Annotated in this window: 1 protein-coding gene; it reads left to right on the top strand. The window is 51.3% G+C overall.

Annotated features, from left to right (window positions below; translation table 11 throughout):
* Positions 1 to 639 precede the first annotated feature (639 nt).
* Positions 640 to 17,010: a non-ribosomal peptide synthetase gene (locus B0X70_RS15865; protein ID WP_217469782.1), complete on the top strand. Its 16,371-nt coding sequence runs from the start codon at positions 640 to 642 to the stop codon at positions 17,008 to 17,010.
* The last annotated feature ends 464 nt before the right edge of the window (positions 17,011 to 17,474 follow it).

Below are 17,474 nucleotides of genomic sequence, written 5' to 3'. Positions count from 1 at the left end.
GTTGAAAAATAGTGCGTTATGAATTACTTTAACCCAGACTTATATCTTCAAATAATTGAATATATAGGAAGGCTTGTAAATGTTGAATAAGTTACATTTGTAATTGAAATATTAGTTAATTATTAAGGTAAAGAATTTATTTTATAGGTAATTATCAAAGTAAACTTTTTTGATAATTGAGGGTTAATTTATTCATTTTATCTTTATAAATTTTTAATTTATTTTTGAAATGATTTTAATTAGATATTAATAGAGAATTAGATAAAATACAGGAGTGATTTAGTATTTATCCATAATTAAATAAAGTTAACGATTCCATCTTAAATGATGGAATTCAATGTCAGCCAATTAAAATTGCAGTCAATTAATAGAATTTATCTAAAAACAGGGACAAAAATAAAATATTTTATTCCGGATTATAAGATGAATTATTTACTCCGTTGTCAGGAAAATTAGTGTCAAAAAATTGTTAATTAGTTGTTGTCAACCGGACTGTAGCATCCCGTATTTGAATGTCTTGAATTGATGTCAGATGTGTCCGTTTTTATTTCTTGGGGGCAAGAAGTAAGAAAGAAATATTGGTAATGGTTGTCAGAAATGACAGTTTTCAAATTTCTAACAGATTCGTTGAGGTAGTAAATGAAAGATAGCATTACTCAAGCAGGAAGTGCTTTTAAAGCTGAACTCCTCTCTCAAACATCAGAAAATATAACCAACGTAAATAACATTTTGCCACCGACTCAGAATGTAAAGAATATTCCCCAGACGTTTACATTCAGTGAATCATTTTGGTGTGAACGTCTTGCTGCTTTGCAACCCCTCCAATTACCTTTTGAAACCGCCGGAGAACAAGCGGAACCCAGTTGGGTAATCAGTGACTGGCAGCCGCCGTTGCCAAAAAATGGTGAAGAAGAGCCACTACGAACGTTGTTGCAGGCATTCGTTATCTATCTTGCGCGTCTGACTCAACAGACGACATTCCAAATTGGTTGGTGCGTGGATGGAGTAAACGATAAGTCGGCAGATTTGGCGCCGGTGGCGCCAATGGTCGTTGAGATGGAGTTTGATAAGCCCTGGCATGTGGCAGCGAACGGGTTGGATGGTGAGTTGGCCCGGTTGAGCCGGTACCACACATTTAGTCGAGATCTCCTCGCGCGCGCTCCTTCATTGTGGGCTATTCCGGCGTTGACAACTCATTGTCCGTGGCGGATAGCCGTTTCTGTCATAGCGGAAGATAGGCCGTGTGATCAGGCGCCACAGGGCGAATTACTGACGCTGCAAATCAATGCGCAGGGCGGTTTTCGTTGGATCTACGATGAAAATCGCCTGAGTACGGAAGTGGTTCTGCGCATGGGTGAACATTTACAGGTGCTGGCAGCGTCACAAAGACAGGGAGAGGAAATCCCTATCTGGCAGCTTAATTTGTTATCTGAAGCTGAGCGTACCTTGCTACTGGAAACCTGGAACGCCACGGAGACCCCTTATCCTGATCCATTATGTATTCATCAATTATTTGAGCAACAGGCAGAACAGGCTCCGCACGCCACAGCGTTGGAATATCAAGAACAGGCCCTCAGTTATGCGGAATTGAATACCCGTGCTAACCGATTGGCTCATCAACTGATTGCGCTGGGCGTCACACCGGACCGGCGGGTAGCGATTTGTGTGGAGCGCTCCCCGATGATGGTGGTGGCATTGCTGGCAGTGCTGAAAGCCGGTGGGGCTTATGTGCCGCTGGATTCGACTTATCCGCGGGAACGTCTGGCATATATCCTGAGCGATAGTGCGCCGTCAGTGGTGCTGGTTGATGAAGCTGGCCGGGCGGCGCTGGGCGAACAGGCGCTGGTAGGCATGACGATACTGGACCCGAATATCCAACTTAACCAGCCTGACAGCAACCCGCAGATCCCGGCGTTGACGCCACAGCATCTGGCCTATGTGATTTACACCTCCGGCTCTACTGGGCAGCCGAAAGGGGTGATGGTGGAACATCAGGCAATTTACCAACGTTATCTGGGTTTTAATGACACCTATGCCGTCACCGCGCAAGACCGGCTATTGCAGTTTGCCGCGTTTGCGTTTGATGTTTCAGTGGAAGATTTCTTTTCGTCATTATGCAACGGGGCCACACTGGTTATCCGGGATGATAGCTGGCTGGCTTCGATACCAGAATTTATTGCCTTAACCCGACAATATCGTATTACGGTGATGTCACTGCCGACGCTATTCTGGTCTGAGCTAGCGGCCAGAGATAGTGGATTACCGCTACCAGATTGTCTCCGGCTCATCATCATTGGAGGGGAGGCGGTGAAAAAGAGCGCCATTCAGGCGTGGTTTAGACAGACGGGCCACCGGCCCCGGCTATTGAATGGTTATGGCCCGACAGAAAACACCGTGACGGTGACCTATAAGGACGTGCTATCCCCGGAAGATGCCCGTTCTATCGGCCGACCGGCTAAAAATGCCCGTATCTACCTGTTGGGCAAATATGGCGAACTGGTACCCGTAGGTTGCGTGGGCGAGATGTACATTGGCGGCGTGGGTGTGGCTCGGGGTTATCTCAACCGGCCAGCGTTGAGCGTGGAACGTTTTATGCTGGATACTTTTAGTCCGGTATCCGGCGAACGGATGTATCGTTCTGGGGATTTGGCCCGCTATCTGCCGGATGGTGACTTAGAATTTCTGGGCCGTAACGATGAGCAGGTTAAAATTCGCGGTTTTCGAATTGAACTGGGGGAAATTGAAACCCGGCTAACGGAACATCCGGCGGTACAAGAGGCGGTGGTGTTGGCACTGGATGGCGATCAGGGCAAACGGCTGGTGGCCTATGTGGAGGCGGAAGCAAATGAGAGATTAGCGGCTGATTTGCGTGAATACCTGAGCGCCATTTTACCTGACTATATGGTGCCGGCGGCTTTTGTGCGTCTGGATACCTTCCCGCAAACTCCGAGTGGCAAGTTAGATCGCCGGGCGTTGCCAGCGCCAGGGGAAGACGATTTTGCCCGTCAGATTTATGAAGCTCCACAAGGGAAGGCTGAAATCACTCTAGCGGCCATTTGGCGTGAATTATTGGGCATTGAACAAATCAGTCGGCATGACAGTTTCTTTGCGTTGGGTGGTCATTCCCTACTTGGCGTGCAGATGATTGAGCGTTTGCGTCACTTGGGTTTGACGCTGACGGCGCGTGATCTGTTCCAGTCGCCGGTGCTGTCAGCATTGGCTCAAACGTTGGGACAGCATCAGGCTGTGATAGTGTCGCCTAACGTCATCACGCCAGCCACCACGGCTCTAACGCCGGAGATGTTGCCGCTGATTGATTTGATTCAGACTGACATTGACCGCATCGTCGAGCAGGTACCGGGGGGAATGACGAATATTCAGGATATCTATGCCTTGTCGCCGTTACAGGACGGTATCCTGTTCCACCACCTGTTGGAACAGGAAGGCGACCCCTATTTGGTGCTCTATCCGGTGGCTTTTGCTAACCGCTCTTTGCTGGAGCGTTATCTGACGGCGGTACAACAGACGATTGATCGCCATGATATCTTGCGGACGGCGTTTATCTGGCAAGGATTGTCAGTCCCGGCGCAGGTGGTCTTGCGCCGGGCACGATTGCCTGTGACAGAACTGACGTTAGATCCGGCTGACGGCTCAGTGATTGACCAGTTAACCCGGCGTTTTGATCCCGCTCAGTATCGTCTTGACTTGCGTCGGGCGCCGCTACTGCATTTTGTTATCGCTCAAGAAACCGATGGCCGCTGGTTCTTACTGGAATTACAACATCACTTGATTGGCGACCATGAAACGATGGAAGTCATGCACCGTGAAGTGCGGGCCTATTTTGCCGGACAGGGGGAGCATCTGCCGGTGCCGGTGCCGTTCCGTAATCTGGTGGCCGAGTCTCGGTTGGGAGTGAGTCAGGCGGCGCATACCCGTTTCTTCACCGATATGTTGGCGGCAGTGGATGAGCCAACGTTGCCGTTTGGGCTGACAGGTGTGCATCGTGATGGATCTCAGAAGACGGAATCTCACTGGATGTTAGCTCCTGAGTTAAATGACCGTCTGCGCAGTCAGGCCCGGCGTTTGGGTGTCAGTCTGGCGGCGTTGTGTCATCTGGCCTGGGCGCAAGTGTTATCGCGTACCAGCGGACAGGAAAAAGTGGTGTTTGGTACCGTCCTGTTTGGACGCATGGCTGTGGGGGAAGGAATGGGGCTGTTTATCAATACCCTGCCGCTGCGGCTGGATATGGATGAGACCCCGGTACGGGACAGTGTGCGGGAGGCGCATCTGCGGCTGGCTGAATTGTTGGAACATGAGCATGCTCCGTTGGCGCTGGCTCAACGATGCAGTGGGGTTGACAGCGGTACGCCGCTCTTTAGCGCCCTGTTGAACTATCGCCATAATGAGCAGCTCGATCCTTTGGATGAAACAATGGCCGGAATTGAATTCCTTGGCGAACAGGAGCGAACTAACTATCCGTTTGTGCTGTCGGTAGAGGATGGCGGTTCTACTCTGGGGCTGACGGCTCAGGTCGTGCAACCGTTTGATCCGGAAATTCTATGTGGTTATATGCAACAGGCACTGGAGAGTCTGGTGGAAGCGCTGGAGCAAACCCCGGAAATGCCTGTTCGGGTATTGGATATCCTGCCGGAAGCGGAGCGTACCTTGTTGTTAGAAACCTGGAACGCCACGGAAACCGTCTATCCTGAACAGTTATGTATCCAGCAGTTGTTTGAACAACAGGTGGAGAAAACCCCAACGGCGACGGCGCTGATAGCCGGAGATAAAACCCTGAGCTATACAGAACTGAATATCCGTGCTAACCGGCTAGCTCGTCAGTTAATCGAACAAGGAGTTCGGCCCGGTGATCATATTGCGTTTTTGCTAGAGCGATCGATAGAACTGGTGGTGGCTCAATTGGCTATTCTTAAGGCCGGTGCCGTTTACGTGCCGGTTGATCCCAGTGTGCCGGATGAGCGGAAGAATTGGCTGATAAATGACTGTTCAGCTAAGTTGCTGATTACTGATGAACAATCTGAGATTCCTGTCGGCCTTTTGGTTCCGCTGTTTCGTCTCTCGAATAAGACAGACACGAGCAAAGAGGAAGATTGCCTCAACCCTGATTTACCGCATTCCAGTGCCGATTTAGCGTATATCATGTACACCTCCGGTTCTACCGGTACCCCAAAAGGGGTATTGGTACCTCATCGTGCGATGGCACGGTTGGTTATCAATAATGGTTATGCCGAAATCGGTCAGGATGATCGGGTTGCTTTTACAGCTAATCCGGCTTTCGATGCCAGCACATTTGAAGTCTGGGCGCCGTTACTCAATGGCGGAGCATTAGTGGTTATTGACCGCGCCACGTTATTAACACCACAGGAGTTAGTGCGGGTTTTACAGGCCCGCCAGATCACGGTTCTGTGGCTGACTATCGGGTTGTTTAACCGGCTGGCGGCAGAGTTATCTCCGGTTCTGCCGCAGATTAAGCTCCTGATTTTCGGGGGAGACATACCCGATTTACATGTGATTGCTCAGGTTCTGGATAATCGTCCGCCACAACAACTCTTGCAGGCTTATGGTCCGAGTGAGGGAACCACTTTTACCACTATGTATCCTATTGCGGCATTAGCGCAGGGAGTGACTCGCATCCCCATTGGTCGGCCGATAGCCAATACACGTATTTATCTGCTGGATGCTTATGGTCAGCCGGTACCGTCAGGTGCGATTGGTGAGATTTATGTAGGGGGTGATGGAGTTGCTTGCGGTTATCTTAATCGTCCTGACCAGACTGCTGAACGTTTCCTGACAGATCCATTTAGTGATCAACCGGATGCGCGTATGTATCGGACCGGGGATTTGGCCCGTTATCTGCCGGATGGCAATCTGGAATTTCTGGGCCGTAATGACCAACAGGTTAAAATCCGTGGCTTCCGTATTGAACCGGGGGAAATTGAGAATCGTCTGGCGGAGCATCCGGCGGTGCGAGAGGCGGCGGTGTTGGCGTTAGGCGATGGGCCGGAAAAACGGCTGGTGGCCTATGTGGCGGCGGAAGCCCATGAGGGGCTGGCGATGAGTCTACGTGATCACCTGAGTGCCATTTTACCGGATTACATGGTGCCGACAGCCTTTGTGCGTCTGGATGGGTTTCCACTGACTCCGAACGGTAAACTGGATCGCCGAGCGCTCCCGGCACCGGACAGTGAAGCTTTGGCCCGTCAGGTTTATGCTGCGCCGCAAGGCGAAATGGAAATGGTTCTGGCAGCGATTTGGCGTGAATTACTGGGGATTGAACAGGCCAGCCGGTATGACAGTTTCTTTGCACTGGGCGGCCACTCGTTGTTGGCTGTGCGGATGGTTGAACGCTTGCGTCACTTGGGGTTGACGCTGGCGGTGCGCGACCTGTTCCAGTCGCCAGTGTTGTTTGAATTAGCACAAACACTGGGGCAGCAACCGGTTATGGCGGTGCCGCCGAATGTGATTACGCCAGCGACGACGAACATTACCCCAGAAATGTTGCCGCTGATTGATCTGACTCAGGCTGAGATTAACCGTATCGTCGGGCAGGTGCCGGGCGGGATGATTAATATTCAGGATATCTATGCCCTGTCGCCGTTGCAGGACGGTATTTTGTTCCACCACTTATTGGCAAATGAAGGCGATCCCTATCTGGTGGTCAGTCAGATGGCCTTTGCTGATCGCTCTCTGCTAGACCGTTATTTGGCGGCGGTGCAGCAGGTGATTGATCGTCACGATATTCTGCGTACTGCCTTTATCTGGCAAGAGTTGTCAGTACCGGCTCAGGTAGTCTGGCGTCAGGCATCCTTGTCGGTGGCTGAGTTGACGCTGGACCCGGCTGATGGCCCGGTTTGTGATCAACTCATTCAACGTTTTAATCCCCGTCATTATCGTCTTAATTTGAGTCAGGCACCGCTGTTACGTTTTGTGGTGGCACAGGAGACCGATGGCCGCTGGCTCTTACTGGAATTGCAGCATCACCTGATTGGCGACCATACCGCAATGAAAGTGATGAACCGTGAAGTGCAAGCGTACCTTGCCGGACAAGGGGATAGCCTGCCTGACCCGGTACCGTTCCGCAATCTGGTAGCTCAGGCCCGGTTAGGGGGAGATCAGGAAGCGCATACCCGTTTCTTTACCGAGATGCTAGCGGAGGTGGATGAGCCAACGCTGCCGTTCGGGCTGACGGATGTGCATCGTGATGGATCTCAGGAGATAGCGTCCCATCGACTGTTGACGGCCAGTTTGAATGACCGTTTGCGTAGTCAGGCTCGGCGTTTGGGAGTCAGTCTGGCGGCGTTGTGTCATTTGGCCTGGGCGCAGGTATTGGCGTGTACCAGTGGTCAGGAGAAAGTGGTGTTTGGCACCGTGCTGTTTGGGCGCATGACTGCGGGAGAAGGGGCTGATAGTGGCATGGGGCTGTTTATTAATACCCTGCCGCTACGGCTGGACATCGATGATACGCCGATACGGGATTGTGTACAGACAGTACATGCCCGTCTGGCGGGATTGTTGGAACATGAACATGCCTCACTGGCGCTGGCTCAACGATGCAGTGGGGTTGCCAGCGGTACGCCGCTCTTTAGCGCCCTGATGAACTATCGCCATAATGATCAGTCAGCTCCTTTGGATGAAACGATGGAGGGGATTGAATTCCTGGGCGAACAGGAGAGCACTAACTACCCCTTCGGGATGTCGGTGGAGGACGATGGCGCTACATTGGGGTTGATTGCTCATGTGGTGCGACCGTTTGATCCGGAAAGTCTATGCAATTATATGCAGCAGGCGCTGGAGAGTTTGGTAGCGGCCCTTGAGCAGGCCCCAGAAATGCCGGTACGGGCACTGAACATCCTGCCTGAAACGGAACGCACATTGTTGCTGGAAACCTGGAACGTCACGGAGACCCCGTATCCTGAGGCGTTATGTATTCATCAGTTGTTTGAACAACAAGTGGAGAAAACCCCGCAGGCCACGGCACTGGTGTATCAAGAGCAGACACTGAGTTATGCCGAATTAAATGCTTGCGCCAACCGATTGGCCCATCAACTGATTGCGTTTGGCGTAACACCGGAGCAACGGGTAGCGATTTGCGTGGCACGCTCACCGGCAATGGTAGTGACGTTGTTGGCGGTGTTGAAAGCCGGTGGCGCTTATGTGCCGCTGGACCCAACTTACCCGGAGGAGCGCCTGACCTATATCCTGCATGACACAGCCCCATCAGTGGTCTTGGCTGATGCGATCGGACAGGCCGCACTGGGTGGCGAGGCGTTGGCCGGGCTGACGGTAATTGATCCGAATATCCAGCCTGAACAACCGGGCAGCAATCCATTAGTGACCGCATTGACGCCACAGCATCTGGCTTATGTGATTTACACCTCCGGTTCAACCGGGCAGCCGAAAGGGGTGATGGTAGAACATCAGGCGGTGTATCAACGTTATCTGGGGGTTAATGAACCCTATGCCATCACCGCGCAAGACCGGGTGTTGCAATTTGCTGCTTTTGCGTTTGATGTTTCAGTGGAAGAGTGCTTCTCGTCATTATGCAGCGGCGCCACGCTGGTGATTCGTGATGATAGCTGGCTGGCTTCAATGGCGGAATTTATTGCTTTAGCCCGGCAAAGCCGTATCACGGTGATGTTTCTGCCGACCTTATTCTGGTCTGAACTGGCGGCCAGAGACAACGGATTATCGTTGCCGGCGTGTCTCCGGTTGATCATCATTGGCAGTGAGGCGGTTAAAAAGAACGCTATTCAGGACTGGTTTAGACAGGAAGGCCGCCGACCTCAGTTATTGAACGCCTACGGTCCGACGGAAAATACCGTGACGGCGACCTGTAAAGAAATAGTATCCCCGGCAGATGATCGTTCTATTGGTCGGCCGATTAAAAATACTCGTGTCTATCTGTTGGACAAATACAGCCAACCTGTGCCATTGGGCTGCGTGGGTGAAATGTATATTGGGGGCGTAGGTGTGGCACGGGGTTATCTGAACCGGCTGACATTGAGCGAAGAACGTTTTATGCCAGATTCCTTTAGTCCGGTGTCCAATGCGCGAATGTATCGCACCGGAGATTTAGCGCGTTATCTGCCGGACGGCGAGTTGGAATTCTTCGGTCGTAACGACCAACAGGTTAAAATTCGCGGCTTCCGGGTTGAACTGGGGGAAATTGAAACTCGGCTGGTGGAACATCCGGCGGTACAAGAGGCGGCGGTGCTGGCGCTGGATGATGAGCTGGGCAAACGGCTGGTGGCTTACGTAGCGGCACAAGCGCATGAGAGATTGACTGCTGATTTACGTGAACACTTGTGCGCAGTTTTACCTGACTATATGATACCGGCGGCCTTTGTGCGACTGGATAGCTTCCCGCAAACGCCGAATGGCAAGCTGGATCGCCGGGCGTTGCCGGCACCGGAGGCGGCGGCGTTTGCTCGTCAAGTTTATGAGGCCCCGCAAGGGAAGATAGAAACGATGCTGGCGGCTGTCTGGTGTGAGTTACTGGGCGTTGAACAGATTAGCCGACATGACAGCTTCTTTGCATTGGGCGGCCACTCCTTACTCGCCGTGCGTATGATTGAACGATTGCGGCGTGTCGGTCTGGGTGTATCAGTACAAACGCTATTTCAGCATCCAACACTCCGTGTTCTGGCACAGTCTCTGGTTCAGCATGATGAAATCCGGGTGCCTGATAACGGTATTACATCGGATACGACGGTGCTGACACCGGCGATGTTGCCGTTGATTGATTTAACTCAGTCTGACATTGACCACATCGTCGGACAGGTACCGGGCGGGGTGGCGAATATTCAGGATATTTATGCATTGTCGCCATTGCAGGATGGTATTTTGTTCCACCATCTGTTGGAGAATGAAGGTGATACGTATCTGTTAGTCAGCCAGATGGTCTTTGCTGACCGGGCGCTGTTGGATCGTTATCTGGCGGCGATTCAACAGACCATTGATCGGCACGATATCTTACGTACCGCCTTTATCTGGCAAGGATTGTCAATGCCGGCGCAGGTGGTCTGGCGTCAGGCCCCATTGTCAGTGACTGAATTGACGCTAAACCCGGCTGACGGTCTGGTCAGTGACCAGTTAACCCGGCGTTTTGATCCCGCTCACTATCGTCTTGATCTGAGCCAAGCCCCGTTACTGCGTTTTGTTATCGCTCAAGAAACGGATGGTCGTTGGTTGTTACTGGAATTGCATCATCACTTGATTGGCGACCATGAAACGATGGAAGTGATGCACCGCGAAGTGCAGGCGTATCTGACGGGGCAAGAGGAGCGCTTGCCGGCGCCGGTTCCTTTCCGCAATCTGGTGGCGCAGGCCCGGTTGGGCGTCAGTCAGGAAGAACACACCCGCTTCTTTACCGAGATGTTGGCGGAGGTGGATGAATCCACGTTGCCGTTTGGATTGACGGAGGTGCATCGTGACGGTTCGCAGGTGACGGAATCTCACCGGATGTTGGTTCCTGAGCTAAATGACCGTTTGCGTAGTCAGGCCAGGCGTTTGGGTGTCAGTCTGGCGGCGCTGTGTCATCTGGCTTGGGCGCAGGTGTTGTCTTGTACCAGCGGTCAGCAGAGTGTCGTGTTTGGTACGGTGCTGTTTGGGCGTATGCAGGCGGGGGAGGGTGCTGACAATGGCATGGGATTGTTTATCAATACTTTGCCGTTGCGGCTGGATATCGATGAGACCCCAGTGCAGGACAGCGTGCAGGTCGCCCATACCCGACTTGCCGGATTATTGGCGCATGAGCATGCTTCACTGGCACTGGCTCAACGTTGCAGTGGAATTGCCAGCGGTACGCCGCTCTTTAGCGCATTGTTGAATTATCGACATAATGCTTTGTCGGCAATGTCAGATGAACTGATCAGTGGTATTGAATTTCTTGATGCACAGGAGCGAACCAACTACCCATTTGTGCTGTCGGTGGAGGATTTTGGCGAATCTCTGGGGCTGACGGCTCAGGTAGTGCAACCGTTTGATCCGGAAAGCCTGTGCGGTTATATGCAGCAGGCGCTGGAGAGTCTGGTGGAAGCTTTGGAGCAAGCCCCGGAGACACCGATACGCGCCTTGAACATCCTGCCTGAAATAGAACGCACACTGTTGCTGGAAACCTGGAACGCTACGGAAACCGCCTATCCTGATGCGTTATGTATTCATCAATTGTTTGAGCAGCAGGTAGAGAAGACCCCGGAGGCGACGGCGCTGATAGCGGGAGATAAAACCTTAAGCTATACGGAACTGAATACATGCGCTAACCGATTGGCTCATCAGCTAATCGAACAGGGAATTCGTCCAGATGACCATGTTGCGATCCTGTTAGAGCGCTCGATGGAACTGGTGGTGGCCCAATTGGCGATTCTCAAAGCCGGCGCTGTTTACGTGCCGGTTGATCCCAGTATGCCGGATGAACGGAAAAATTGGCTGATAAGTGATTGTTCCGCTCGGTTGCTGCTTACCGATACACGGACTGATATTCCGGCTAACTTGACTGTTCCGCTATTGCGTCTCTCGGATGAGAAAAGCGCGAACAGAGAGCAAGATCGTATCAACCCTGATTTGCTGCGTTCCAGCACCGAGTTAGCGTATATCATGTATACCTCCGGTTCTACCGGCACACCCAAAGGGGTTTTGGTGCAGCATCGTGCTATGGTTCGGCTGGTCATTAATAATGGTTATGCCAACATCGGGCCGGAGGATCGAGTGGCCTTTACGGCTAATCCGGCTTTCGATGCCAGCACGTTTGAAGTTTGGGCGCCGTTGCTTAACGGTGGTGCTTTAGTGGTTATCGACCGCGCCACCTTATTGACGCCACAAGAGTTAGTGCTGACGTTACAGGAGCGCCGCATCACAGTTTTATGGCTGACTATCGGGTTGTTTAACCGGTTGGCGGCAGAGTTATCTCCCATTCTTCCGCAAATTAAGATCCTAATTTTCGGGGGAGATATCCCCGATTTACAGGTGATTGCTCAGGTTCTGGATAATCGTCCGCCGCAACAACTCTTGCAAGCCTATGGTCCGAGTGAAGGGACCACTTTTACCACTATGTATCCTATCGAGGCGTTGCCACAGGGAGCGAGCCGGATACCTATTGGTCGGCCAATAGCGAATACGCGCGTTTATGTGCTGGATGCGTATGGTCAGCCGGTACCGCCGGGTGTGATCGGTGAAATTTATGTTGGTGGCGATGGGGTCGCTCAAGGTTATTTGAATCGCCCTGAGTTAACCGCCGAACGTTTCCTGATCGATCCATTCAGCGATGAACCTGATGCTCGTATGTACCGTACCGGGGATTTGGCTCGCTATTTGCCGGACGGTAATCTGGAATTCTTAGGCCGTAATGACCAGCAGGTGAAAATCAGAGGCTTCCGCATTGAGCCGGGAGAAATTGAGGCGCGTCTGGTGGAGCATCCGGCGGTGCGTGAGGCGGCGGTATCGGTGCTAGGGGATGGGCCGGATAAACGGCTGGTGGCCTATGTGGCGGCGCCCGCGGATGACGGGCTGGTGAATAGTTTGCGTGATTACCTGAGTAAAATTTTGCCTGACTATATGGTGCCGTCAGCTTTTGTACGTCTGGATACGTTTCCATTGACCCCAAACGGTAAGTTGGATCGTCGAGCGCTACCGGCACCGGACAGTGAAGCCGTTGCCCGTCAGGCTTACGTAGCGCCGCAAGGCGAAACGGAAATGACATTAGCGGCGATTTGGCGTGAATTACTGGGGATTGAACAGGTTAGTCGGTATGACAGCTTCTTTGCGTTGGGCGGCCATTCACTGCTTGCTGTACGCATGATTGAACGCTTGCGTCAATTGGGGTTGACACTGGCGGCGCGTGATCTGTTCCAGTCTCCGGTGCTGTCAGATTTGGCGCAAACGTTGGGACAGCATCAGGCTGTAATCGTGCCGGCTAACGTGATCCCCCCGGCAACTACGATGCTGACACCGGAAATGTTGCCGCTAATTGATTTAACCCAAGCTGACATTGACCGCATCGTCGGGCAAGTGCCGGGCGGGGTTGCCAATATTCAGGATATCTATGCCCTGTCGCCATTGCAGGACGGTATTTTGTTCCATCACCTATTGGCAAACAAAGGGGACCCCTATTTATTAACCGGTCAGATGGTCTTTACTGAGCGGACTTTGCTGGACCGTTATCTGGCGGCGGTGCAACAGGTGGTTAATAGACACGATATCCTGCGTACAGCCTTTATCTGGCAAGGATTGTCAGTGCCCGCCCAAGTGGTTTGGCGTCAGGCATCTTTGTCGGTGATTGAGCTGACACTAAACCCAGCCGATGGACCGGTTAGCGGGCAATTGGCTGAGCGTTTTGATCCCCGTCACCATCGTTTAGACCTGAACGAAGCCCCGTTATTACGCTTTGTGATAGCACAGGAAACCGATGGCCGTTGGATTGTACTGCAATTATTGCATCATCTGATTGGCGACCATACCACGTTGGACGTGATGAATCGTGAAGTCCAAGCTTATCTGGACGGGCAGGAGGAGAGCCTGCTAACGCCGACGCCTTTCCGCAATTTGGTGGCGCAGGCCCGGTTGGGGGTAAGTCAGGAAGCGCATACCCGTTTCTTTACTGACATGTTAGCCGGGGTGGATGAACCTACGCTGCCGTTCGGATTGACGGAGGTGCATCGTGATGGCTCGCAGGTGACGGAATCGCAGCGGATGTTGGCGCCTGAGCTGAATGACCGTCTGCGTGGTCAAGCCCGACGTTTGGGGGTGAGTCTGGCGGCTTTATGTCATTTGGCTTGGGCGCAGGTGTTGTCGCGTACCAGCGGACAGGAACAGGTGGTGTTCGGTACCGTAATATTTGGGCGTATGGCGGTGGGGAAAGGGGTTGATAGCGGTATGGGGCTATTTATCAATACCTTGCCGTTGCGGCTGGATATGAATGATACGCCGGTGCGTGATAGTGTACAGGCAGTACATAGCCGGTTAGCGGGATTGTTGGAACATGAACATGCCTCACTGGCGCTGGCCCAGCGTTGTAGTGGGGTGCTGGATGGCATTCCATTGTTCAGCGCCTTGTTGAACTACCGGCATAATGATCAGCCAGATCCTTTGGATGGAACGATGGACGGTATTGAATTCCTTGGGGCGCAGGAGTTTACCAACTATCCGTTTGCCTTATCGGTGGAAGATTTTGGTGACGCACTGGGGCTGACGGCTCAAGTTATCCAGCCGTTTGAGCCTGAACGGGTATGTGGCTATATGCAGCAGGCGCTGGAGAGCTTGGCGGAGGCACTGGAACAGACCCCGGAAACGCCGGTACGGACATTGAACATTCTGCCTGAAACGGAGTGTACGTTACTGTTGAATACTTGGAATGCGACAGAAACCTCGTATCTGGAACCGTTATGTATTCATCAATTGTTTGAACAACAGGTAGAGCAAACCCCGGACGCGACAGCTTTAGTGTATGAGGAGCAAACTCTCAGTTATGCCGAATTAAATGCCCGCGCTAATCGGTTGGCCCATCAGCTAATTGCGCTAGGTGTAGAACCGGACCAGCGGGTGGCGATTTGCGTGGCGCGTTCACCGGCGATGGTAGTGGGATTGTTGGCGGTGCTGAAAGCAGGCGCGGCTTATGTGCCGCTGGACCCGGATTATCCGGGCGAACGTCTATCACATATTTTGGCCGATGTTTCACCGGTTATTTTGCTGGCTGATGCCGTTGGGCGTACCGTGTTGGGTGAAAACGTGCTGACCGGGCTGACAGTGCTTGATCCGAATACATTGCTTGACCTGCCAGACAGCAATCCACAGATACCGGAATTGACCTCACGGCATCTGGCGTATGTGATTTACACCTCCGGTTCGACCGGTACGCCAAAGGGGGTGATGGTTGAACATAGGCAACTGGTCAGTCAAATTACTTCGTTGAACATGAAGTGGTCGCTTAACGCATCTGACCGTATATTACAATTTTGCAACCCCTCTTTTGACGTTTGTGCATCAGAAATATTTTGCGCAATAACACTGGGGGCACAATTAGTCTTAAGGACAAATCAATGGCTCCTGAGTGCGCAGGAGTTCTGGCGTCTGTGCGAGTTTTATAAAATTACCTACATTGCGATACCTGCCCAATTCTGGCGGATAATATCAAATGTTAATAAAGGCGATATCTATCAGGGCGTAAGAATTATTTGCATTGGTGGGGAAGCGATACCTGATCATGAGTTACAACGTTGGCTATCGGTTCATGGCGAATACCCTGTTCTGGTTAATTGCTACGGTCCGACAGAAGCTACGATTACTACAACGACATCCTGCCTAAACGAGGGGGTGGGGCAGGCCAATATCATTGGTCGTCCGCTGCCGAATACCCGTGTTTACTTGCTCGACGTTCAGGAGCAGCCAGTACCGTTAGGCGCGGTGGGGGAATTGTATATTGGGGGAGCGGGTGTAGCGCGGGGTTATCTCAACCGTGCTGAACTGACCGCGGAATACTTCCTGACTGATCCGTTTAGCGATAATCCAAATGCACGGATGTATCGCACCGGGGATTTGGTTCGCTACCTGCCGGATGGCAATCTGGAATTCCTGGGCCGCAATGATCATCAGGTGAAAATTCGCGGTTTCCGTGTTGAACCGGGTGAAATTGAGGCCCGGTTGGTGGAACATCCTGCTGTAAGTCAATCTGTGGTGCTGACGTTGGGTAAAGGTCAGGATAAACGCTTGGTTGCTTATGTAGTGGCGCAAGCGGATGAGAGGCTGGCGAATAACTTGCGTACCCACTTGAGTGTTATTTTACCTGACTATATGGTGCCGTCAGCCTTTGTGCGTTTGGACGCTTTTCCATTGACGCCAAACGGTAAGTTGAATCGTCATGCGTTACCGGAGCCGGACAGTGAAGCATTTGCTCGTCAGGCTTACGAGGCGCCACAAGGCGAAACGGAAACCGTATTAGCAGAGATTTGGTGTGAATTGCTAGGGATTGAGCAGGTTAGCCGGTATGACAATTTCTTCGCGTTGGGCGGTCACTCGTTGCTTGCTATGCGAATGATGAATCTTGCCGCTGGCCGAGGGTTGATTTTTACACTGAATACTTTGTTCCAATTCCCGGTATTGGCCGAATTGACCGCAAAAATCACCTCAGATTTATTGTCTCAGCCGCAAAGCAGCGCTATATCGGTGCGACCTGATGGAGCAGGATTGCCGCTGTTCTTTGTTCCCAGTGGCATGGGTGATTATTCTTATGTCTTCGGGCTGGCTCAACATATCCCGTCAGGCTACCCGATTTATGCGCTGCCTTGGCCATCGATCAGTGAAGAACCGATGTTAACGATGGAAGAGCAAGCAGCCAGAATGATCGCCTTGATGAAAGCCGTTCAACCGGCAGGTCCATACCGAATAAGCGGCTACTCTTCTGGTGGGATATTGGCTTATGCCATTGCCCAACAGCTTTTGAGTGCTGGCGAGCGAGTTAATTTCCTGGGGCTGATTGATACGCCTGCGCCTCATTATTTTGGCAAAGAGGCCATGCAGTCCAAACATCATTTCTTTACCGAGCTGGTCCGGCAGTCAGGGGAGGCGTGCAAAGAAGAGATTGCTGCGCTATACCGGCGAATTGATGAATTGGATTTGGTTCAGTTTATTGCTGCGGCGCAAGAATTGGCGTTATATCCAGCAAATCAGCGTGCTGATGTGATTGCAAAATGTTGGCGGCAGATCGAACGTTACACACAAATCGTTGCCGATTATGAGCCGCCGGCATTAGCGATAACGCTGCATCAGTTCTATGCGGTAGAACCTTCTCCTGCTGTTTCTTTTGTGGTAGATGAAAAGCCAGAATCCGTGAACATAGAACCGTCGTTAGGTTGGGAGCGGGTAATGCCTGATACTTCACTTCAATTGATTGCTACTCCGGGTAACCATTTTAGTTTATTGGAGGATAATGAGAATAAAATCACTTTAGCTCAGATTTTGAATAGGGCGTTGGCAATCAACTATGACGAGGAGGCTTCGTAATACTGATATATTAAGGAAGTACTCAATTATTTAGTTCTAGTGTGATAATCCGGTATGTATTTATTATACCGGATTTTTTATGCATTAAAATAGAATAAGGGAAGTTATCATTCCCATATAAGTTATTTTTTTAGGTTTCTTTGTTATTATTGTTGCTATTTTATATTGTGTGAACTCAAACGGATTTGATTGTTGATTTTATTTTATTTTGTTGATTGCCTTGGTATCGAAATTATATTTTTAATTGTGGTGTTATTGTTGGGAATATTTATTGTAATAGATAATTATGAGAAGATAATTGAAGGTGTGATCATGGTAATGTGTTTTTTGGTGGTGATATAGGCTGGTTTAATTACCTTTAATTTCATGATCTCGCTTTGGAATATATCGGGTTTATTTTAAATGCTCGTGATAATTAAAGACCTTACCTATTAGGGGTAATTGTTGCGGGCCGTTTTTATAAA

Source organism: Photorhabdus akhurstii, from assembly GCF_019090985.1.
GTDB lineage: Bacteria > Pseudomonadota > Gammaproteobacteria > Enterobacterales > Enterobacteriaceae > Photorhabdus > Photorhabdus akhurstii.
Note: the sequence above shows the minus strand (reverse complement) of the source record. Positions and strands in the feature narration are given on the sequence as shown.